A 22,298-nucleotide genomic window follows, 5' to 3' on the forward strand; every position below is an offset into this window, starting at 1 on the left:
ACTATCTCATTTCTTGTTGTTACTTTTTTTGTTATTATTATTAACTATAGTAATGGCATAGGTGCATAACTCTGAAAAGGGAATTCCATTTTCTTGAGATAACTTATATAACTTCTGCAGACTTTCTTTGACTTTATTAGGGATATTCCCTCCACGTTCTTTCACAAGCCATAGATCTTGATGATGTATTGGATGAGTGTTGCTTTTTGGATCCCCTATATATATTGCAAAAGGTGAGCTTTGTCCTTTGAAATCACACTGCACAGTAAATTTTCTTATAGAGTCAGCCATCTAAAGACCTCTGCTTTTCTTTTTGATCTGCTTTATAGCAGATAGAGGAGGCGATTTCTTCATAAAGTCTTGTCTTTGAAGAATAATTTTTTTGCTTTCCAAAACTCGGTGAACATCAGCTTTGTTCAGTTGCGACTCTTTTGCTATCTTCATTCCATGCTTTGCCATAGTATTAGCGTATGCTAGCACTTTTTTTACTAATTCTAGATCACCATTTAACATTTGGACTAGCGCTTGAAATACTTCTAGTAAAGTTAGCCCATCAGGGCTTATAACCTTATTTTCTGCAAAATTGACAATTTCTTTAAGCTTGTATTCAATACTATCATCTTGAAACATAAGGGTAACGTTTTGTTCGTCCATAATTGAAGCACTATCATTCATAAGCTTTTAAATTTATACTATATATAAATGTTCTACTATATTTATAGTGTGACGCGCTATAGTTAAATATTTATTAATAATATGCTTACTTATATACATGAATTAATTGATAAAAGCCAAGGATCAATATCCATCAGTGATTTTATGAATGCCGCTCTATATCATAAAGAGTATGGCTATTACATGAATAAATTACCGCTTGGTAAAAGTGGTGATTTTATCACAGCACCTGAAATCAGTCAATTATTTGGTGAAATAATTGCAGTTTGGGTAATCCATACGTGGAAAAAGTTGGGCAAGCCATCAAGGTTTTCTCTAGTCGAACTTGGGCCGGGTAGAGGAACACTCATTCATGATATAATAAGAACCACTAAAAAGCACTGCGGCTTTTTTAGTTCAATGGCCATTCATCTGATTGAGATAAGTCCTGCTTTGCAGAAAATACAAAAGGAAAAGTTAAAGGGTTTAGGAGTCAGTTGGCATGAAAATATCTATAATCTACCGGAACAACCAACCATTTTTCTAGCGAATGAATTCTTCGATGCTCTTCCGATAGATCAGTTTGTATATCGTAATGGAGAGTGGTATGAAAATAGAGTAACAAAGCAGAATGATGGGACATCATCTCAGTGCCCCTTTCTTGTTATCTCAGTGCCCCTTTCTTGTTATCCTAGTGCTCTTTCTTTATCATTCCAGCGCATGACACTGGAATCCAGAAAAATTGATCATAAACAGGCACGCTATTCAACATTTTCGATGAAATTACCAAGAGACTGGATTTCAGTATCGTGCACTGGAACGATAAAGGGTTTTGATGATGCAGTAGTGGAAGTATGTTTAGCTGGGATTGAAGTGTTAAAAACGCTTGAGGATAAGATAATGAATAACGGGGGAGCTGCTTTGATCATAGATTATGGCTATGTATATCCTTCTCACAAAAGCACTTTGCAATCGGTAAAACAACATAAGTATGTTAATTTTCTTGAAAATGTCGGTAATAGTGATATTACTGCGCTTGTAAATTTTCAAGCGTTAAGAGATTCATTAAGATACATAGACTGTGAAATTTTAACTCAGAGAGAATTTTTACATCTTTTTGGTATAAGAGAAAGAACCCAGGCTTTAATGGAAAATACAAGTGATGAACAAAAGGATAGGATCTTTAGTGAATTCTTAAGGTTGACTGAAAACATGGGCACTCTCTTTAAAGCAATGCTGATTCAGCATTTATAATCTTGTGTTTGCCTTTACACTAAACTGCTTTAGCTATAAATGTTTTAAGAAATTTGTTAAAGTGGAAAAAGGTAAAACAACCACGTAGTGGGAGTTGTTTATTCTCTAATCCTGCAAATTGGCGTTCTATACTGCCTTAAACGCTTGTAGATGCGTTTCAGCTTATATGAGTAAGATACCTAGAAATGTTGTGAAGGCATGAAGTATACGTAGTGCAAAAAATTAAATACAAGATACCGACGACGTGGCTACTTCATCGTTTGACCTGCACAAATTGAAGATAACTGAATACCTTTAATACTATAATTAAGGGGCTGCAAAAGTTTGTTAAGTAAATTTTCTCTATATTTCATTTAAACTGCTTGCAATCTCCTTATACACTCATCTTTGCCAAGAATTATCATGATATCAATGATTCCTGGTGCATCCATCACCCCAGTTATAGGGGCTCGTAATGAGTGGTAAACATCGCTCATTTTGATATCATATAATTTTGAAAACTCCTTGATCTGAGAGGACAGAAAGTCCTTGTTCCAGCTTTCATCTCCGATATTTGAAAGAAATGACGCAAGTAACTTGATTATATCAAAGTTAGATCTGACAACTTGCTCAGCTTCTTCACTTAAACTAAAAGGTGGATCTTTTATATAAAACTCAGCTAAATCCAGCAATTCTGTTAGATAATTTACTCTTTTTTTTAGTTCTGTTAATCCCTGTAATAAATAGTCCTTTTTTTTGTCAGCTAGAGTATTTTCTTTAAGTATCAGAGTTAGAATATCTTCATTGCTCATATTATTAATATAATGGTTATTCAAATGCTCCAATTTTTTGGAATCAAGCCGTGCAGGCGAACGACCAATGCTTTCTAAATTAAACCACTCTATTGCTTGTTCATCGCCAATAATCTCATCATTGCCGTGGCTCCACCCAAGTCTCAGTAAGTAATTACGCATCGCTTTTGGCAATATTCCCATCTTTTCGTAGTCGCAAATGCTTGTTGCACCGTGTCTTTTGGACAGCTTATTTCCATCTTCCCCGTGAATTAGCGGTACATGCGTAAAACGTGGAATATCGAAATCAAGAGCCTGATATATTAGCACTTGCTTGAAAGTATTAGCGAGGTGGTCAGAACCACGTATTATATCAGTTATTCCTGCATCATAGTCGTCAACTACCACTGCAAAAATATATGTTGGAGTATTGTCAGAGCGTAAGATCACTATATCATCAAGTTGGTCGCTATTTACTTTAATTTGACCGTATATTTTATCATCGACGACGATCTCCTGTGAATCTGGCACACTAAAGCGGAGAACTGGCCTTGCATTTGGTATCATACTAATACACTTGTGCTTATATATTTTCCCTTCCTTTCTCGCTTTTGCTTTCTTTTCTGCAACCTCACCTTCAGGGCAATAACAGCGGTACGCCTTGCCTTTCTTAACAAGAAGATTTGCAACTTCGATGTGCCGTTCTATTCTTTTTGATTGGTATACTATTTCTCCGTCATAGCTCAAACCGAGCCATTTTAGCCCATTTATTATTGCGTCAATCGCTTCCTGTGTTGAACGTTTCCTGTCAGTGTCCTCAATTCTAAGCAAAAATCTGCCACCATGGTACTTTGCATAGAGCCAATTAAATAAGGCAGTACGAGCCCCACCAATGTGCAGAAACCCTGTTGGTGATGGAGCAAATCTAGTAACTATGTTTGGCATATTTGTTCATTATAGCAATGTAAACGATGATAGCTAAAATCCATGTTTATAACAATTTAGAATTACTATAAATTATTTGTCATGGAGGATTAATTGTATTTGTTCTTCATAAATTGTAGTGTATAGTTTAATATCGGTTAAATATAGCGAGGTGATTATGGGAGAACTTGAATATATAAAAAGCCTGCTTTCAAGCAATACAGATGCACTTGATTGGTGTTATACAGGTCCATCCGACAAAGCAAAATTAATAGCGAATGGAGATAATCTCTTGCATTTAGCCGCAAGGACAAGAAATGTTGAAGCTTTTTTATCTATTTTTAGAAAAAGTATTAAAAATGATGTTCGTTTGTTAGGATATAGTGAAAGTAACATAAACCCATTTCATATAGCAGCAAGGATGCAAATACTGCCAAAAGTAGTAGAAGGAATATTTGAGCACTTAAATTCGGAAAAGGCTAAATTGCAGTATGATCCAGAAAAGCTAGAAAAATTCAAGAATTACGTTAGAAGTGCGTTAAGTAGTAGATGTGCGTTAACTGATTCCACAAAAAGGACTCCCCTTGATATGGTTGGTAGGGAAGATAAAGAAGACATAAGAAAAATCGCAGGTATAAAAGAGAGCCTTTTATGTAATAAGAAATTTTGCCTGTGCTTATATATAGTAGGGACTATAGCGTGTATTATTGCCTTGTGTTTATCTTTATATTTTCTATACTTGTGCTCTCAAGAGCTTGCACTAGCTTCAGTAGCGACAATAGCTTCTGGTGGGGTTGCGTGTTTGTCGTTTAAGGTATTCGGCGAAATATATGACTCAAATGATGTGAACACTCTAATGGAAAATATTAGTGCTAAGGATGCTGCAAAAATAGTAGCACCTGGTACCTATATGTGAAGAAAGGAAGTTACTTGTAGACGGTGATATAGGAATTTACTTTCTTAAGTTAAATAAAGTGTACTTATACGATGACAGAAAAGAAGTACAGTAAGATTTTAATAGCAAACAGAGGGGAAATCTCTTGCAGGATTATTAAAACTGCCCGTAAAATGGGTATATCCTGTGTATGTGTGTACTCAGATGCAGATGTAAATTCTGTGCATGTAAGGCAGGCAGATGAGTCAAGGTACATTGGTCCTTCGCCTGCTTATCTTAGTTACTTAAATATTGAAAAAATATGCGAAGTAGCAGTTGAAACAGGTGCACAAGCTGTGCATCCAGGCTACGGGTTTTTAGCAGAAAATCCAGATTTTCCATGTGCTCTGCAAAAACACAATATAGATTTCATTGGGCCAAGTGCAGAAATAATAGAAGTTACAGCTAACAAAATAACAGCAAAAGAAATTGCAAGAAAGGCTGGGGTCAATGTAGTGCCAGGATATATGGGTAAGATTGATGATACTGTCCACGCAGCTCAGGTTGCGGAGGAGATTGGTTTTCCTGTTATGCTAAAAGCAGTATCAGGTGGTGGTGGCAAAGGTATGCGAGTTGTAAACTCCAAAAGGGAAATTGAACTAGCATTCACGTCAGCAGTGAACGAGGCGGAGAAGAGCTTTAAGGATGGTAGTATCTTTATAGAGAAATATATAGAGCTACCAAGACACATTGAAATACAGATCATAGCAGATAAATATGGCAATGTAGTGTGCCTTGGAGAAAGGGAGTGCTCAGTACAAAGGAATAATCAGAAAGTAATAGAAGAAACGCCAGGACCATTCATTAGCGAGAAAGTAAAACAAGAGATGTATACCCAATGTATTTCCCTGGCAAAGCAAGTTGGCTATTTTTCAGTAGGTACAGTTGAGTTTGTTGTGGATAAAGATCAAAACTTCTATTTTCTTGAAGTAAATACGAGATTACAAGTTGAGCATCCAGTAACAGAATTTGTAACTGGAATAGATATAGTAGAAGAAATGATACGAACTTCTTGTGGAGAGAAATTAAGGTTCAGTCAAGGCGATATTAGACTGATCGGTTCTGCAATAGAAAGTAGAATTTGTGCTGAAGATCCATCAAAGAGGTTTTTCCCTTCTAGCGGAAGAATAAAATACTATGATAAACCAAATGAAAATGATTATGTAAGAATAGACGATGGAGTCGCTGCAGGCTCAGAAATCAGCATGTTCTATGATTCAATGATTGCAAAAGTAATAACATATGGAAAAGATAGAATAGAAGCAATCAGCAGAATGCAAAAAGCATTGTCTGAGTGCTATATAGGAGGGGTAACAAGTAATATAGAATTTCTAGAATCCATCTTCCACCATCCAAATTTTATTGCAGCAAAGCTCCATACAAGATTCATTCCAGAATACTACCCAAGTGGATTTCATGGTGATTTTGTTACAGAAGAATATATTAAAATGTTTATTTTTGCTGGGTTATATGTTCATTTAGAAGGTAAGGAAAGGTATTACGGTAAGTTGATCAATGAAGTGTTCGTGGTTAGAATAAATGGCAATGAATATCTTGTAAATGCAAGGTACCAAGGTAATGTTTTAACGACAATATACAATCATGACATGTATTCTGTAAGTGGTAAGTGGAAATCAAGTTATAGGTTACTATGTATTACAATTAATGATGATACTAATGTAACATTTAAAGTAGAAAAAAAAGGCAGCAAATACTTTATAGGGCATGCAGGAATGCAAGCCGAGTGCTGTATATTTAAACCTTATGTGGCTGAGTTGAGTAAGTTCATGTTAAATAACGAAGCAGAAAAAGCCTCAGTAGATGTCGTAAAATCTCCAATATCCGGTTTGTTAGTTAAATTACACGTAGATGTAGGAGATCAGGTAGAAATAGGGCAACCTTTATTTGTTGTGGAAGCAATGAAAATGGAAAATATCATATGTGCTGAAGCAGAAATGGTGATAAAAAACGTTCTCATTCAAGAAGGAAAAAATGTACAGATTGATGATGTAGTGTTAGCTCTGCTTTCTTAAATAACATAGAAAATATAAACCTGACCCAAATAAGATAAATGAGGACATTTGGTGAGCTATAGCAGTAGTTATTGGTATGTGCAACAACAAAGTGACCACTCCTAAAATTATCTGGATAATGACGGAAAGCAGCATAGCATACACCGGTTTTACACTTGTGTTTTTTATTGTGAGTATTGTTATCATAGCCAAGATTAACAATGCTAGTGCTCGGTGTATAAATTGCACTGTTCCTCTGTTTTCAAAGATATTTAACCATATGGGCCGTAAGAAAAATAAATCTTTTGGGATAATGTGCCCATCCATTAGTGGAAAGGTGTTGTAAATTAAACCAGCATTTAATCCTGCAACAAACGCTCCAAAAATCATCTGTACCACAATCATGATCAGGATTATTCCTGTGTAGGGTATAGTGTTGCCACTAATCTTAAGTTTAGTTTGCTTTAGCCTAATTTGATAATCAAAAAATTGATATAATAATAATGCAAAAATAACTAATGCTAACAGCAGGTGAAGCGCAAGCATATAGTGGCTCACATGTGGTTTAGCTACTAAGCCGCTTTTAACCATATACCAACCAGCAAAAGCTTGCAAGACTCCGAATAATAGTGCTATAGATAACCTTGTTACTATCTTTTTAGATATTCTTTTTTTTAGTGTAAAATATATAAATGGTAGAATGAAAATCAACCCAGTTAGCCTTGCAGCTAATCTATGTATATACTCTATTAAATATAGAGTGCGAAACTCCTCCATGCTCATACCATAGTTAAATGCTTTGTATTCAGGTGTAGCCTCATATTTCGATTTTTCTTGTAACCAGTTTTGCTTGTTAAGTGGTGGAAGTGCTCCAGTAATTGGGTCCCACTCTGTTATAGATAGTCCTGCGTTTGAAAGTCTAGTGAATCCACCGATTCCTACCATGAGGATTATCATGGTAGAGCAGAGAAATAGCCAAATAGCTACGGATTTTGGTCGCTTTTGTTCCATAAATTATGCTGAGTTTATTCCATTGTTGAGAGCCAGTAATAAATTCCCACAGGCGAGAAAAGCTGCAACACTATGCAGCAGATTATAGACAGGAAAAAATGTCGATGCTATATAAAAATGAAAAGGCATCTTTTGCTGCTTATGACTATTGTTAAAAGAATCAGATTAGTAGTGTGTGCCACTACAAAGTAAGACGAAAATAATTCGTTTGAAACTTGAATTAATATCAATGAAAGCAATAAAAACTGAGTAGTAAAAGATCAAGAGCTGCAGAGCTGACAATAAAGTTCGATAGCAAAATTCCTTTAAGTACAGTATATTTATAAAGTAACTTCATATTTTTAAAACGAACAATATAAGTTTGCATGTAGTCCTTGATCCAACGTGCTTGTTGCTTAATCCAAGCAGGCACGGTAATTGGTGATTCTTCCAATGTTTCCGGATCAATAATTTTAGTTTGATGTCCCATTTATGCAATCTCAAACCTAAGTTAGCACATTCACTAACGTTATAAACACCACAGAAAAGCGCTTTCCTTGAAATCTCTACTGAAAAGTGGTTACTGCTATTACCCAAAGGTATCATCATGTTCATTTTTTGAAATCCAGGCAATAAGCACTGGAGCCAATTCATATATTCTAAAGAAAAGGATTTTGTCAGAAAGTTGTGATTGTAATTATAGCAATTCAGTCTTATTTGCGCGCGAGCTAACTTATCGTCACTCTGGTCAAATTCAGTCAGTGTTTTTTAAAACTGCAATGGATCTAAGTTGTAATTTGTATCATATGTCACCACATACTTTTCTCTTATGAAACTCGTAGCGTAATTGCATAACTTGGCCTTTATTTTAGGCAAAGAATGAGGCACTTTTATCGCTTCAAAATATTATAGCAGAGTATGTTTTTCTATAGCTGCAAGTATTTCCTGATCATTGCCTTCTATAAGAAACTTTACATCTAATTTTGATCTTAAGTGATCCAAACTTTTGATGCTTTCAATCAATTGTTCTATTAACATACTTTATTCATCTACTCTAATCCATTTTTTGGTTGGAGATTTCGCATAAGCTAAAAACCGTAATTATAAGTTTGAACAAATAACTAGAACATCAAACTATAAATATTAACATCAAAGCGAAATGTATGTATTTCTCTGTTAGTGTTAAAATTGAAGCTGCAACAAAGAAAAAAGTGAAAAATACTGAGCTTAGCTTAGTTTTCTTGACTAAAAAGTCAGGTTTTGTAGTATAAATAGTTGCTTGCAAATTCTGAAGTACCAAGGTGCGAGTTAAGAAAATTTGTTCGCCATTCGCTTTCATTAATACATAGCTATCACCGTGGCGGGTCTTGATCCAATAGTTGATATCTCAACTTGTGTATTCAACCATGAAAAAAGTAGTGTTGTTTAATTTTTACCAGGGCGCTATGTAGAATTTATAGTAAAAGAGTTTTCCTTGTTAAACCTAATGTAGTTTTTTATTTAGGTTGCGTGAGAATGAAGATATGACCTCACTACTGCGCTTATTATCCTTATGTTCTTGCATTATTTTCTTTACAGCATCTGCAGCTATGTTTGCTGTGTTAGCTTGCAAATCTCCGATGGCTTTTTCAACTTGGTCAGTAACTTTCTTCAGGTGAGAACGTGCATTGTTATCTAACGTCTGATCTAGCTGCTTTCTATTGCGTTTAATGATACTATCAGCCTTATCGAACGCTTCATTCATCATTTTATTAACTTCCTCATCTAATTTTTTGTATTTTTCAGAGGATTTCTTGTAATACTCCAACATATCTCTTCTGAATTTTTCAATCTCTTCATTCGTAAGTTTGCTCTTGTTGCGCTTATTGTTAAGAGCATTTTTTACTACTTTCTTTAATAACTTATATGAAAGGATAAAGCCTACAAAAAAAGCAAGACTAATAATCAGTGACGTAGACATGAAAACTCCTAAAATTCTTTGGATACCAAATTAGCAACAAATTCCTCTTCAATTTCAGAATTAGTTAACTTATTGTAATAAATCAAGGCGATATTAGTAGCCATTTGCCTTAACTCATCAGTGTGCTCAGACTTGAACTTTGCAACTTTTTCTTCAACGAGCTTACTTATTTCTTTGTCTTTCTCTTCCAATATATTCTTTGCGTCAGCCCTCATCTTTTCTACTTGGACTAGTGCATCATCTATGACTTTTTTAGCTCGCGCCCTAGCTTGATTTAAAGCTGCGTTATATTTAATAGTCTGATTTTCTATGAGCATTAGAAGGTGAATAGAACTATTAAAAGAATTCAATATCCTTTTACTTCTAGTGTTTATTATTCTATCTAACTTTGGCAGAAATAAATAACGTACTACAAAGAACAGTAAAGAAAAAAAAATTAAAAACCAAAAAACTTGAGAAAAGAAAGTTGAAGCATCAAGCTGTGGCATATGTTAAGCAACAAACATCAATAGCATTGCAAGAACAAACGCGAGCAACCCCGTAAATTCAACCATACCGGCACCAACATAAACGTAAATTTTCATTTTACTTTCCGATTCAGGGTTTCTTGCAAGCCCACTTAGCATAGTAGAAAATATACTTGCTACACCAAGGCCTGCTCCCAGTATGCCAAGTACGCTTAAACCAATCGCTATAAACTTTAAAGCTACTAACTCCATATGTTACCTTTAACTATTTTTTTATGTATTAATTATAAAACTCTCTAGAGAAAAGTCAATTACTTTACCGTATCTGACAAATATATGCACATTAATATGGTAAATATATAAGCTTGTAGAATTGCAACAAACACTTCGAATCCTATTAGTGCAATTATAAACAAAAACGGCACAGGGATTAGAGTCAAATGCATATTCATAATAAACCCTGCTACTACTTTAATAATTGTATGACCCGCAATCATGTTTGCAGCAAGCCTTATTGATAAGCTTATAGGCCTTGCCAAGTAAGCAAATAGCTTAATAAAAATTATCATGGGTGCAAGCCATGATGGAATGCCTTCCGGTAACAGTATGCGTAGAAATTTTATTCCTCTTTCTTTGAATCCAACAACTGTTGTATAAGTGAAAACTATCATTGATAGAGCGAAAGTAACTATCATATGACTTGTAACCGTAAAACTATAAGGAAGCACACCAACTAAATTACACGATAAAGTGAAAATAAATACTGTAAATACCAACGGAATGTGCTTTAAGCCTTTGCTTCCAGTGTTATTTTCTATTATGGAAATAACAAAATCATATACGCACTCGACTGCAGCTTGCAAATAGCCTGGTATTATTGCGCCTTGCCTTACCCCCAAGAGCAAGAAAAGTATGACCGATACTACTGAAATCATCATAAAAAGGGATGAGTTGGTAAAATTTATATCATGCCCGAATAGTTTGGGTAATTCTACTATTGTATGTATTTTAAACTGTTCTAGCGGATTTAACTCCATTTTTACCCTATAGATTTAGACTGTAACAGTAAATAAAGTATTAATTCTGTGGGACGAAGTCAAGAGTTAAGATAGTACAGGACCATGTAACACTAGACTTCTTATAAACTATATAGTTTTTGCCTACTATCATTTGGGTAACTCAAGAAAACTACTTGGCACAAGTCTTGCCGTAGATTTGAGGTATTCAGTTGTCTTCAATCTGTGTGGATTAAATAACGAGGTATTGCATAATTAGCATCTTATGTTTAATTTTTTGCACTATGTGTACTTTTGTCTTCACAACATTTCTAGGTTTTAGCTACATAAGCTGAAACGCGCTTATAGAGTGTTTGGGCAACATAGTATGCTAATTTGCAGCAGGATTGGAGAGTAAATACTATCCAATACAGATATTTTTTGCCTTTTTTCTGCCTAGTAAGTTTTTTAAATATTTACGACTAGGGGTTTAGTCGCATTAAAAAGCAACTAAGTTGTGTTTATTAAGTATTTAAAATGTAAAAAATGCCAATGTTTTTTAATAGATATTAACCAAGGCTTTTTTTCTGCTTATATTAATATTGCTATACGAGGAATGGATAAGCAATAGTGAAAAGGAAGCCATACTGAAATAAGTAAAATAGCAGGTTTTTAAACTGCGTTGAAATCAAAATTATTGGATAAAGGTTGTGGAATAGGAAAAAAAAGTGCTGAAAAAAGTGTGAAATAACGCATATGTTACAAAAAAACTGAATGCTATAATTATAGCAAAAATATGTTGCTGTTCAAGGACAGCACTAATTGCATGGATAAAGCACCTAAAACTTAGAAGAGAAGTAAAATTGTTTACTCACCCTTAACGTCGTAGAAAAACTAGATTGAATGAGAGTCAATTTGAGCAACTTGAAGTGTGGATATAAGAAAGTATTAATATTACCATTAGAGAAAAGAGAATAAGAATCCAGGAGAAAATTTAGCTCAAATGTTAGCAAGTCTATAGTACATTTATAATATGCAAAAAATGAAGTTTTTGTATATTATACCAAGACCAATTCCAATGAATGGGATAAAGGTATACAGGAAGAGTTAAAAAACTTAGTAAGACTATTGGTAAGCATCCTGGATAAGAGTTATTTATCTTTGATGAATTGCTATTTAGCATACATTTGAAGTTGGACAGGTGATCTAAAAAGGGCGTTAGAACACGGGAAAGTAAAATTAGGTGGACAAAATTTTATCTCTACAATGCAGTTAATTCTAGAAATGGAAAGAGAGCTCTAGCTTATTTGCACCGAATATCAACACTGATTGTATGGATATATTCCTTGAACAGGTGTCTTAATGTTTAAGAATACGAGAAGCCTTTCTTATCGTGGATTGTGCTAGTTAGCGTAAGTCAAAAAATTTAAAGATACCTAAAAGTATTAAGGTTATATGTTTACCACCATGCTCGTCCGAGTTCAATCCTGTTGAGAGACTTTGGTTACATATGAGACAGAACATTTTGCGTAATAAGTTTATAATATAATTACTTTACTTGAGTGCGCTTTGTGCAAATGTATTACCTCTTTTTCTTGCTCCACAATTGAACAACTCTGCTATGTCGCTTATTGACCTGTTAATAATAGGAATTAGCATGAACTTCTCTGTTGTTTCTTGTAATAGAGAAGCTATTTACTACAACAAACTTTAAAAGCATTACATTTTATATTACAATAACTTCTTTGTTTCTTTAAGGATTCATGAGGTTTACGTTATCTTGGTTACTAGAGCACTTAGAAACCGATGCTAGTTTAGAAGAAATTACTGATAAGTTAACTCATATAGGGTTAGAAGTAGAAGATGTGGTCAACAATACCAAATTGGCGGGGTTTATTGTTGTGAGAGTGTTGGAAGTAATGCCTCATCCAAATGCTGATAAGTTGAAGCTGTGTAAAGTAGATGATGGAAGTAAAACTCTACAAATAGTCTGTGGAGCAAATAACGTTAAAGAAGGCTTAAAGACTGTACTTGCATCTCTTGGCAGCACATTGCCAGAGAGTAATCTCACAATTAAGACCATGAAAATACGAGGGGTGCTAAGTGAAGGAATGCTCTGTTCTGCTTCTGAGCTTGCGCTGGCTCAAGAGAAAAGTGAAGGAATAATTGAGCTTTCTGACGATTATAAAGTGGGGGATAAGTTTTTCAATTGTGATTCTGTGATTGATATAAATGTTACTGCAAATCGTGGAGATTGTCTGGGCGTGCATGGGATAGCTCGAGATTTAGCAGCAACTGGAATTGGAACATTAAGTTCCTTAACTCATTTTAATGCTATTCCAGCGCATGATGCGAGAGTCCAAGATAGATTCCAGTCTGGAATGACAATGAGCTCTTCTATAAATGTTAAGGTCATCGACGGCGAGAGCTTTATTAGTGGAGTATACATTTCCAATGTGAGAAATAAGGAGAGCCCAAGATGGTTAAAAGATAGATTGGAGTCCATAGGAATGCGTTCCGTTTCTGCAATAGTTGATATTACTAACTATATTATGATGTCCTTTGGTCGCCCGATGCATGCATATGATGCAAAAAAAATAGAAGGAGAACTCATAGTACGCAAAGCAAACAACGGAGAAAAATTTACTGGTTTAAATGGTAAAGAGTACTTATTAAGCAATGATATAAGCGTTATTTCTGATGATGAGAATATTCATGCAATTGCTGGAATTATAGGTGGTGAGTGTAGTAGATGTACACTTGAAACTACCGATATCTTTTTAGAATCTGCTTGGTTTAATCCTATCTCTGTTGCTAAATCTTCAAGGCAACTCAACATTTCTACAGACTCAAGTTACAGATTTATACGTTCAGTTGATCCTGGATTTGTTCTTGATGGGCTCCACTTTGCAGCTCAGATGATTGTTGATTTGTGTGGTGGGGAAGCATCAAATGTAGTATTTGCTGGCAGTTTGGATGAAGCTGACAACAAGGTGAGTTTTGATTATCAAGATGTAAACAAGTTTGGAAGTGTGTCTATATTGCCTAATGAGATATTTGACATCTTAACAAAATTAGGGTTTAGCGCTGATAAAAAAACTGAGAATAATTGGAATGTAAAAGTACCAAGCTGGAGATCGGATATTGCTATACCTGCTGACCTAGTTGAAGAGGTGGTAAGAATATATGGATATGATAGAATAAAAGAGGAGCCGCTAATAGACAACGTTGAGGTAGAAATCAATACGCACGGTAATTTGTGTATTTTGATGACAAGTAGAGGATTTCATGAAGTGCTTACTTGGTCATTTATGAGTGAATCGGTAGCTGAAAAATTTGGCTACTCAGGTAAGTTATTTACCATCGATAATCCATTTAATAGTAACTTCAATATAATGAGGCCAAGTATCACTCCAAATTTGTTGCAAGTTATTGCCGACAACATTGTCAATGGAGTTTCTGATCTTGCAATTTTTGAGATTGGACCGGTTTATGATAGTCTCGACCAACCTAAGTATGTTTTGAGTGGAATAAGGACAGGCAATAATTTGCCGCGAAACCATTATAATACTGATAGGAAGATAGACATTTTTGATGCAAAGGCTGACTTAATAGCAGTTTTGGAGTTTTTTAATGTCAGTTATGGAAATTTAATAGTGGAAAGAGCAGAAAAAAAATATTACCACCCAGGAAAGTCAGGCACTTTCTCCTTCAAGGGTAAGGTAATAGGTTGTTTTGGGGAGTTGCATCCTGATATATTAGATCTTTTTGACATCAAGCAAAAAGTTGTAGGCTTTGAGATGATATTAGAAAATATTGGAAATTTACCTGTGAACAGAAAAAAATTTATTGATTATAAGTATCAAAGCGTAAAGCGCGATTTTGCGTTTATTGTAAATAGGGATGTAGAAGTTGGTAGAATAGTCAGCATGGTAAAAAAAAGCTCAGAGCTCATCACGGAAGCTTTCTTATTCGACGTATACTATGGAAATAACATGGAGCCGAATAAAATGTCTATAGCATTATCAGTTACTTTCTGTTCTCCAACTCACACCTTGGTTGAAGAGGAAATTCAAAAAGAATCGAGTGCCATAGTCAACTTAGTGTGTGAAAATACTGGAGGAATCTTGAGATATATCTAATTCATGTTTGACTAAAGAAGCTAACTATATTTTCTTTCACTTCTATACTATCTATTGTGTTATTTACTCTCATGCGAAATTCGGATGAGTTCTTAAACCCGCTACTGTACCAGCTTATGTGTTTGCGAGCCATCTTTATTCCCATGTCATTTCCATAGTACTCGAGAATATTCTCATAATGCTCAAGTATGATGCTCAGTCTCTCTGAAGCTGTTGGCTCGGAAATTTCACTTCCACTTAAAAAGTTTATTGCTTGGTTAATCAACCAAGGTCTACCATAAGCGCCACGACCTATCATTACTCCATCTGCTTCAGATTCTTTGAGTGCGTTTTGAATATCATTCATATTTTTAATATCGCCGTTTACTATTACTGGAATCTTTACTTGCTCTTTAACATTTCTAATAAATTTCCAATCTGCTTGACCGTTATAGAGCTGTGTCCTTGTTCTTCCATGCACAGTTATCATCTTTGCTCCAAGGTCCTCTGCAATTTTTGCTAAACGTGGGGCATTACGGTTTTCATCGTTCCACCCGGTACGCATTTTCACCGTAACTGGCACGTTCACCGCTTTGACTACAGCCTTTATTATCTCAGCAGCCTTTTTTTCATCGCGCATTAGCGCTGATCCTGCATAACCATTCACAACTTTTTTAATTGGGCAACCAAAATTTATATCTATGATTTTAGCTCCCATATTCTCATTTAATCTTGCAGCTTCTGCCATTACATCTGGCTCGTATCCAGCAAGCTGTACAGCAGTTAATTCATCAACTTTCGCTTTTTGTATACTTTGGCGAGTTTGCATGATCATAGCTCTGCTTGCAATCATCTCTGACACTAACAAGCTTGCACCAAGTTTCTTTACAATGCTTCTAAATGGATAATCAGTCACTCCAGACATTGGAGCTAAGATCACCGGAGAATCAATCATCACATTTCCTATTTGCAGGGGCATGGAGTTAATGGCAATTTTTTATTATAAATCCATGGTGTACAAGCTTGAACATTTTGCTCTTTTAAAGTAATAGATGTTTGCGTACTTGGCGGAAGATCACATAACAATCCGTATTTTAAATGTTCCTTCCATTCTGTGTCATTCATAAGCGCTTCTGCAAATTCTTTTCTTTTCTCTTTTAATTGCTTTAAATCAGGTTTGTATTTCGATAGCTCTGCGTCAATCTCATCAAATGATTTATTTTCCTTAAACATTTGTGTAATTTTATGAGCATTTTCTAATGCAAATATTCCGCAGTTATAGCCATCATTTTGCTGTTTAATTGAGGAGCTTCTTATATCATCATTCCCAATTCCCAAGGCCGCTTCCAGTGCACTTACTATACTGTCAGTATTTATTGGAACGTTAACTAATCCATCTTTTCTTTTCTTACACGTTTGTGCTGTTTCTTGCACATCTTTGCTCATTTCTTTTCTTCCTTGTGTACTTAATGCCCAAGCTTGCTTGTTGAGAGGAAGCATTAAATCGTTTTTAATTTCATTTGCGTTTTCTATATTACTACGTTGACTACCAAAACGTGGTAGTTTGGCACTAAAAGAATCACAGTAATAGGCTCTAAATTGTCCACTGCCTGGATTATACGCAATAACTAATGTGGTCCAATGACAATTTCTTAAGTTCACCACTGAGGTGAACGTTACTTTTCGATCTTCTTGTTCCACCTTATTTTCGTATTCTATCAGCCTTTCATTCAAAGCTTCAAGATTGCCAGGAATACAGAAAAATACATCATCCGAAGAGCTTTCTGAATATCCATATTTAATTCTTGCAATATGAGCAATATCATGCTGCTGTAGCCAGTAAGCATATTTTCCTCCGTTTGTCTGATGTACAAGAGTTTGTAAATCTTCATTGAACTTTTTACTGCCCAAACCACTGTCTTTTGAAGCGATAGAGATAGAGCTTCTACAACTATCGTTCCTTGAACTATATTTACTGCTAGTACCACTATTTTCACTTAGAGTCTTTTGATTTTCTTGATTTGCTCCTCTTCCATTAATATAATCCTTTACTAAGTGGTATAAGATTTCAATAACTTTATATGCTACTGCAAGAGCTATCCCGATCACAATCCAAACTATAGGATGAGAGATTAACACAGCAAGTGGTAAGATTAGGAGGGGAGATCCTATTGCCAACCCCAAATAGCCAATAGTAAACGTAGCTGCCAGATGTATACTAAAAGCGTAAATAGCAAATTTCCCACCGACCTTGAGCTTAATAAAGCAAGTGCTCTCTTCTATAGTGTCTGACATATTTACTCTGTGAATGCAAGTTAACTAAATTTTAACAAATTCTAAGGGTAAAGTCAACCATGATGATCCTAGCATCCATTCGTGGTATATGCAAAAGTATTGAGTATTAAAAGCTTTTAAAGTACAGTAACAGTATCAGTAGTAGCACAATGTATGCATGATATAAAATATATACGCCAAAATTCTGAAGGATTTGAAAAAGCAATGGAAAGTAGGGGAGTGAAAGAGTTTTCTGCAGAAGAGATATTAAAAGTTGATCACGAGAAAAGGTCGTTGACCACTAAGTTGCAAGATTTGAATAGGCAACGCAATGAAATCACGGAGAAAATAAAAAAGCTCAAAATGAGCAAGAGCCCTTGTGAAGAGCAAATAAAGTTATCAAAAAATATCACAAGCGAGATAGAAGCAATCAGCTTAAAAGAGCAAATAGAAAAAGATAAGTTAATTAACATCTTATCTAATTTGCCGAATATCCCTGTGCAGGATGTGCCAATAGGTGCAGGTGAGAACTCTAATTTAGAGGTGAGGAAATATGGAGAAAGAAGGCAATTTGATTTCGTGCCGAAGTCTCATTATGAGCTCGGAGAAAGGTTAGGTTTAATGGATTTTGAGCAAGCAGCGAAAATTTCTGGGTCAAGATTTGCAATATTAAAAGGGCAGTTAGCTAAGCTTGGGCGAGTGCTAATAAATTTTATGCTTGAAATGCATGTTAATGAATTTGGCTATACTGAGGTATATCACCCAGCCTTGGTAAAAGATGAAGCTATGTATAACGTTGGTCAGCTACCGAAATTTTCTGATGACTCGTACCTAACTACCGGTGAATTGAGATTAATCCCTACAGGTGAGGTGGTTTTAACGAATTCAGTTGCTGGTAAAATAGCGGAAGAAAAGGAACTGCCTATTCGTTTTACTGCATATTCAGAATGTTTTCGTAAAGAGGCTGGCAGTGCTGGACGAGACACTAGAGGTATGATAAGGCAACACCAATTTGGTAAAGTAGAGTTGGTAAGCATCACAACTGAAGATCAATCAAGTGATGAACTTGAGCGTATGATAGGTGTTGCTGAGGAGATATTAAAAAAATTAGAATTGCCATATAGAGTAATGCTACTATGCAGCGGCGATATGGGCTTTGCTGCGCAAAAGACTTATGATATAGAGGTGTGGTTACCTGAGCAAAATAAGTATAGAGAAATATCAAGCTGTTCAAATTGTGGTGCGTTTCAGGCAAGGAGAATGAGTGCTAAATACTTTTTGGAAGCAGATAAAAAGGTGAAAAAATATGTTCACACTTTAAATGGCTCGGCTTTAGCTATAGGAAGAACAATTATTGCCATAATGGAGAATTATCAAAATCCTGATGGGTCAATTGCAATACCAAACGTGTTGCAAAAATACATGAGCAATGGTATTGTTGTAAACAAATAATAGTTTCGATAGACAAAAACGAGGAAATAGAGATGAAGGTTCTGGTTGTAGGTTCTGGTGGGCGTGAGCATGCTTTGCTTTGGGCTTTAAAGAAGTCTCCTATCTTGACCGAGTTATATATCACTCCTGGCCGTTCAGCTATGAAAAATCTCGGAGTTCTTGTGAATATAAATATTCAAAATTCAATTGATGTGACACAATTTTGCAAGAGAGAAAGTATAGAATTAGTTATTATTGGTCCAGAACAACCAATAATTGATGGGCTTGCTGATAACTTAGTTGCAGAGGGAATAAATGTTTTTGCTCCAAGTCAAGCGGCTGCAAAACTCGAAGCATCAAAATCCTTTACCAAGGGAATATGTAAACAATACAGCATACCAACTGCCAAGTACGAGTGTTTTGTTGATGAGGGATTAGCGAAAAATTTTGTACGCAGTAATAAAATAAAATTGCCACTTGTAGTGAAAGCAAGTGGAATCGCAGCAGGGAAAGGTGTAGTGGTATGCAATACAGAAAATGAGGCTTTTTCAGCAATAGACTCAATGTTGGTGGAAAAAAAATTTGGTAAATCAGGTGAAGAAATAATCATAGAAGAATTTTTAGTTGGGGAGGAAGTAAGCTTCTTTGCTCTTGTTGATGGATTAAAAGTAGTAACCCTTGGGTATGCGAAAGATTATAAGAGGGCTGATGAGAATAATGACAGTCAAAATACTGGAGGTATGGGTTCATACTCCTCACCTTCAATTATAAGTAAGGATATGGAACAAAAAATTATCCAAAGAATAATATATCCTACAATTCAAGCATTGGCTAACATGGGAACCCCTTATCGAGGAGTGCTTTTTGCTGGTTTGATGATTTGCAAAGATAGTTTAAAACTTCTTGAGTATAATGTTAGGTTTGGTGATCCTGAAGCACAATCTATATTACCTAGATTTGATGCAAGTTGTGACTTGTTGGAATTAATGTTGTCAGTTGCAAAGGGAAAGTTAAGTACTAAAACGGTGGAGCTCAATAGCAAAGTTATAGTTTGTGTAGTTGTTGCAAGCAAAGGCTACCCAGGTGACTATCAAAAGGGAGATATAATTAAAGGACTGGGTAAAATTGAGAGTATTCCTGGTGTACTGGTGTTTCATGCTGGTACTAAGTTGGATGAAAACGGCAATTGGGTTTCCGATGGCGGAAGAGTGTTAAATGTAGTAGGGGAAGGGAATACTTTAGAAGAAGCTAAAAGTAAAGTGTACTCTGCGTTAAATTTTTTAGAATGGCCAGGAGGTTTCTTCAGATACGACATTGGAAGTTAATGTTAGCTGCGCCTAAGAAAGTAACTCGTAGAAATGCAAAAAACCACTTGACAAGCTTCGCAAGCTCTTTCTTATTTCAGTGCTGAAGCTAGTTGTTTATCTTTGCAATCCGTGCAGGTTAATGATAAAAAAATTAGGGTGTTTGGTATCTCAATATTTAATTTTTCGCACTATATGCATCGTGTATCTTTATAAGACTTCTGTTTTTATACCAAAATATAAGTTGAAATATGCTTAGAAGGTGTTTAAGACAGCAAAGAGCAGCAAATTGACAAAGGAAGATTTGAATGCTTCTACCTTTGGTTCTCCTTCTTTCCCTGCTTAGTGAATTTCTTAACATCAAGTTCGTTGCATAAGAACTGCAGAACTGTAGCATTTAGAATAAAAAACGCCAATATTTGAGTAATAGTAATACCAATTCCTACTGTACAAGGCACGGGTGGATAATAATGGAAAAGAAGCTGTACTGAAGTAAGTAAAATAGCAAATTTAAATGGCATTGAAATCAAAATTACTGGATAGAAAAGTCGTGGAACCAGCAAAAGAAACGCTGAAGGAGGTGCGAAGTAATGCATACGTTGCAAAAAAAACTAAATGCTGTAATTGCAGCAAAAAATACAGTATAACAGCCGTAGTAAAAATATATTGCATTTCAAGAAGGTGTACCAACTACATAGATAAAGCACCTAAAATTTGGAGGAAAGAAGAATTGTCTACTTCCCTTCAACATCATAGAAAAACTAAATTGGATCAGAGTTGATTTAAATAAGTTGAGGTGTAGATGCAAGAAGACCCCAACCCAATATTACTATTAGAGAGATGAGAATAGGGCATTCAGGAAGGTTTGGCTTGAATGTTAGCAAGTCTACATTACACCGCAATGTGCAGAAAATAAAATTTTCGTATATTATGTCAAGACAATTCATAATGAGCAAGGTAAAGGTAGATAGGAAGAGTTTTAAAAAACCTAATGAGACTATTTGGTAAGCGCCCTAAACAAGAGTTGTTTTTTTTGGTGAATCGCGGTTTAACACACATCCGAAAGTTGGGCGCTGGTGTTTGAAAAAGGCATTAAAATGCAGGTTAAAGTAAAATCAGGTAAATAAAATTTTTATCTCTACAGTGCAGCTAATCCTAAAAATGGAGAGAGTTCTGGCTTATTTGCACCGCGGTCAACACTGATCTTATGAATATTAAATAAATGTTGCAATATTTAAGAACACAAGAAGCCTTTCTTATATGGATTATGCTAGTTGGCATAAATTAGAAAATTTAAAGGTACCTAAAAGTATCGAGATTATACATTTACCACCATGTTCACCCGAACTCAATCCTAGTGAAAGACTTTGGTTGTATAATAAGACAGAACACTTTACATAATAAAGTCTATAATACAATTGCTTCGTTTGAAAGCACTTTGTGTAAATTCATACCTTTCTTTTTCGCCCTGTAATTAAACAACTCTGCAATGTTGCTTGTTTGATCTACTAGTGATAAGAATTAATATAAAGAGCTTAAAAAAGTGCCCTAAATATTTTGGCAAGCAAAAAACTTTTTACAGGCTACACTTGGTGATTAAAGATATCTACATTTTCCCATCCCATTAAATCTAATTCAACACGAGCAGGAAGAAATTCAAAGCATTTTTGTGCTAACTCTTTTCTATTTTCACGCTCCAACATTAAATCTAGCTTTTCCTTTATCTTATGAAGATACAAAACATCAAATGCAGCATAGCTTTTTTGCTTGTCTGTTAAATTCTCGCTTCCCCAGTCAGAAGATTGCTGCTGCTTATTTAATTTAGTATTAAGCAGCTCTAAGCATAACTCTTTCAGACTATGATTATCTGTATAGGTGCGAACTAAACGTGAAGCTATTTTTGTGCAATAGCATGGAAGTGCCCAAGTTTCTAGATAATAACGTGTTATGCTAACATCAAATCGTGCAAAATGAAATATTTTAGTTATATTTTTATCCCCCAATATTTTCCTTAAATTTGGAGCAGTGTAATCATTTTTGAATTGAATCAGGTGAGCATTTCCATCATTAAAAGAGAGCTGTACAAGGCACAACCTATCTCTGACATGAAGCAACCCCATTGCTTCTGTATCAACAGCTATAGCCCTTACATTATCTGGTATTGAACTAACTGGCAAGTCATTTTTATATACAAATATCTTCATAAGG

At 35.2% G+C, this 22,298-nt stretch carries 22 protein-coding genes and 1 pseudogene; 10 read left to right on the forward strand and 13 right to left on the reverse strand.

Translation table 11 applies throughout. From position 1 onward, the window contains the following. Positions 1 to 6: 6 nt before the first annotated feature. Both GO684_RS00200 and GO684_RS00205 read right to left on the reverse strand, forming a co-directional pair. Positions 7 to 291, reverse strand: a complete 285-nt coding sequence (locus GO684_RS00200) for a DUF2610 domain-containing protein (protein WP_175938072.1) — start codon at positions 289 to 291, stop codon at positions 7 to 9. Next, complete coding sequence (locus GO684_RS00205) at positions 292 to 675, reverse strand: hypothetical protein (RefSeq protein ID WP_175938073.1); 384 nt, start codon at positions 673 to 675, stop codon at positions 292 to 294. It abuts the gene before it with no gap. Between the two features lie 81 nt (positions 676 to 756). Between GO684_RS00205 and GO684_RS00210 the strand changes: the two genes are divergently transcribed. Continuing rightward, on the forward strand, positions 757 to 1,908 hold the full coding sequence (locus GO684_RS00210) for a class I SAM-dependent methyltransferase (protein WP_175938074.1): 1,152 nt from the start codon (positions 757 to 759) through the stop codon (positions 1,906 to 1,908). Positions 1,909 to 2,261: 353 nt separating this feature from the next. Here GO684_RS00210 and gltX read toward each other — a convergent pair whose 3' ends face one another. After that, positions 2,262 to 3,623 carry a glutamate--tRNA ligase gene (gene gltX / locus GO684_RS00215; RefSeq protein WP_175938075.1) on the reverse strand — a complete coding sequence of 454 codons (1,362 nt, stop codon included), beginning with the start codon at positions 3,621 to 3,623 and terminating at the stop codon, positions 2,262 to 2,264. Between the two features lie 157 nt (positions 3,624 to 3,780). Here gltX and GO684_RS00220 point away from each other — a divergent pair, with 157 nt between their 5' ends. Next, positions 3,781 to 4,518, forward strand: coding sequence for a hypothetical protein (locus tag GO684_RS00220; RefSeq protein ID WP_175938076.1), 738 nt, complete (start codon positions 3,781 to 3,783; stop codon positions 4,516 to 4,518). Between the two features lie 71 nt (positions 4,519 to 4,589). Next, positions 4,590 to 6,569 (forward strand): ATP-binding protein, encoded by a 1,980-nt coding sequence (locus GO684_RS00225; RefSeq protein ID WP_175938077.1) that lies wholly within the window; start codon positions 4,590 to 4,592, stop codon positions 6,567 to 6,569. Here GO684_RS00225 and GO684_RS00230 read toward each other — a convergent pair. From GO684_RS00230 to GO684_RS00255, 7 genes are all read right to left on the reverse strand, one after another. Further along, positions 6,552 to 7,559 (reverse strand): COX15/CtaA family protein, encoded by a 1,008-nt coding sequence (locus GO684_RS00230; protein WP_175938078.1) that lies wholly within the window; start codon positions 7,557 to 7,559, stop codon positions 6,552 to 6,554. The two genes, GO684_RS00225 and GO684_RS00230, sit on opposite strands and share 18 nt — an antisense overlap. A gap of 226 nt (positions 7,560 to 7,785) precedes the next feature. After that, positions 7,786 to 8,028: a hypothetical protein gene (locus GO684_RS04975; RefSeq protein ID WP_246228155.1), complete on the reverse strand. Its 243-nt coding sequence runs from the start codon at positions 8,026 to 8,028 to the stop codon at positions 7,786 to 7,788. Positions 8,029 to 8,444: 416 nt separating this feature from the next. Then, positions 8,445 to 8,576: a hypothetical protein gene (locus GO684_RS05455; RefSeq protein WP_255419628.1), complete on the reverse strand. Its 132-nt coding sequence runs from the start codon at positions 8,574 to 8,576 to the stop codon at positions 8,445 to 8,447. Between the two features lie 445 nt (positions 8,577 to 9,021). Beyond that, positions 9,022 to 9,498, reverse strand: coding sequence for a hypothetical protein (locus GO684_RS00240; RefSeq protein ID WP_175938079.1), 477 nt, complete (start codon positions 9,496 to 9,498; stop codon positions 9,022 to 9,024). A gap of 8 nt (positions 9,499 to 9,506) precedes the next feature. Continuing rightward, positions 9,507 to 9,986 carry a F0F1 ATP synthase subunit B family protein gene (locus tag GO684_RS00245; RefSeq protein WP_175938080.1) on the reverse strand — a complete coding sequence of 160 codons (480 nt, stop codon included), beginning with the start codon at positions 9,984 to 9,986 and terminating at the stop codon, positions 9,507 to 9,509. Positions 9,987 to 9,989: 3 nt separating this feature from the next. Continuing rightward, positions 9,990 to 10,217: a F0F1 ATP synthase subunit C gene (locus GO684_RS00250; protein ID WP_175838195.1), complete on the reverse strand. Its 228-nt coding sequence runs from the start codon at positions 10,215 to 10,217 to the stop codon at positions 9,990 to 9,992. Positions 10,218 to 10,276: 59 nt separating this feature from the next. After that, complete coding sequence (locus GO684_RS00255; RefSeq protein WP_175938081.1) at positions 10,277 to 11,002, reverse strand: F0F1 ATP synthase subunit A; 726 nt, start codon at positions 11,000 to 11,002, stop codon at positions 10,277 to 10,279. A gap of 640 nt (positions 11,003 to 11,642) precedes the next feature. On the opposite strand from GO684_RS00255, the pseudogene GO684_RS00260 reads away from it, so the two are divergent. Further along, positions 11,643 to 12,595, forward strand: a pseudogene (locus GO684_RS00260) (IS630 family transposase). Positions 12,596 to 12,723: 128 nt separating this feature from the next. Then, positions 12,724 to 15,102: a phenylalanine--tRNA ligase subunit beta gene (gene pheT / locus GO684_RS00265; protein ID WP_175938082.1), complete on the forward strand. Its 2,379-nt coding sequence runs from the start codon at positions 12,724 to 12,726 to the stop codon at positions 15,100 to 15,102. A gap of 1 nt (position 15,103) precedes the next feature. Here the strand turns inward: pheT and dusB are convergent, their stop codons facing one another. Together dusB and GO684_RS00275 are read right to left on the reverse strand one after the other, a co-directional pair. Continuing rightward, positions 15,104 to 16,060 (reverse strand): tRNA dihydrouridine synthase DusB, encoded by a 957-nt coding sequence (gene dusB, locus GO684_RS00270; RefSeq protein ID WP_175938083.1) that lies wholly within the window; start codon positions 16,058 to 16,060, stop codon positions 15,104 to 15,106. Further along, on the reverse strand, positions 16,045 to 17,376 hold the full coding sequence (locus GO684_RS00275; RefSeq protein ID WP_175938084.1) for a hypothetical protein: 1,332 nt from the start codon (positions 17,374 to 17,376) through the stop codon (positions 16,045 to 16,047). Before GO684_RS00275 ends, dusB begins: the two co-directional genes overlap by 16 nt. 153 nt (positions 17,377 to 17,529) lie before the next feature. On the opposite strand from GO684_RS00275, the gene serS reads away from it, so the two are divergent. The 5 genes from serS to GO684_RS05670 all read left to right on the forward strand — a co-directional run bounded on the left by serS (position 17,530) and on the right by GO684_RS05670 (position 21,491). Further along, the gene (gene serS / locus GO684_RS00280) at positions 17,530 to 18,807 is read left to right on the forward strand and encodes a serine--tRNA ligase (RefSeq protein WP_175938085.1); all 1,278 of its coding nucleotides are present in this window, start codon (positions 17,530 to 17,532) and stop codon (positions 18,805 to 18,807) included. 32 nt (positions 18,808 to 18,839) lie between these two features. After that, on the forward strand, positions 18,840 to 20,111 hold the full coding sequence (gene purD, locus GO684_RS00285) for a phosphoribosylamine--glycine ligase (RefSeq protein ID WP_175938086.1): 1,272 nt from the start codon (positions 18,840 to 18,842) through the stop codon (positions 20,109 to 20,111). A gap of 493 nt (positions 20,112 to 20,604) precedes the next feature. Beyond that, positions 20,605 to 20,871, forward strand: coding sequence for a hypothetical protein (locus GO684_RS00290; RefSeq protein ID WP_175938087.1), 267 nt, complete (start codon positions 20,605 to 20,607; stop codon positions 20,869 to 20,871). 59 nt (positions 20,872 to 20,930) lie between these two features. Further along, positions 20,931 to 21,098: a hypothetical protein gene (locus GO684_RS00295; RefSeq protein WP_175938088.1), complete on the forward strand. Its 168-nt coding sequence runs from the start codon at positions 20,931 to 20,933 to the stop codon at positions 21,096 to 21,098. 252 nt (positions 21,099 to 21,350) lie between these two features. Then, a complete protein-coding gene (locus GO684_RS05670; protein WP_175938089.1) occupies positions 21,351 to 21,491 on the forward strand; it encodes a transposase in 141 nt (46 codons plus the stop codon). Positions 21,492 to 21,673: 182 nt separating this feature from the next. On the opposite strand, the gene GO684_RS00305 is transcribed toward GO684_RS05670, so the two are convergent. Continuing rightward, positions 21,674 to 22,294, reverse strand: a complete 621-nt coding sequence (locus GO684_RS00305) for a ribonuclease D (protein ID WP_175938090.1) — start codon at positions 22,292 to 22,294, stop codon at positions 21,674 to 21,676. Positions 22,295 to 22,298: the final 4 nt, after the last annotated feature.

This window comes from Wolbachia endosymbiont of Litomosoides brasiliensis, assembly GCF_013366805.1.
Lineage (GTDB): Bacteria > Pseudomonadota > Alphaproteobacteria > Rickettsiales > Anaplasmataceae > Wolbachia.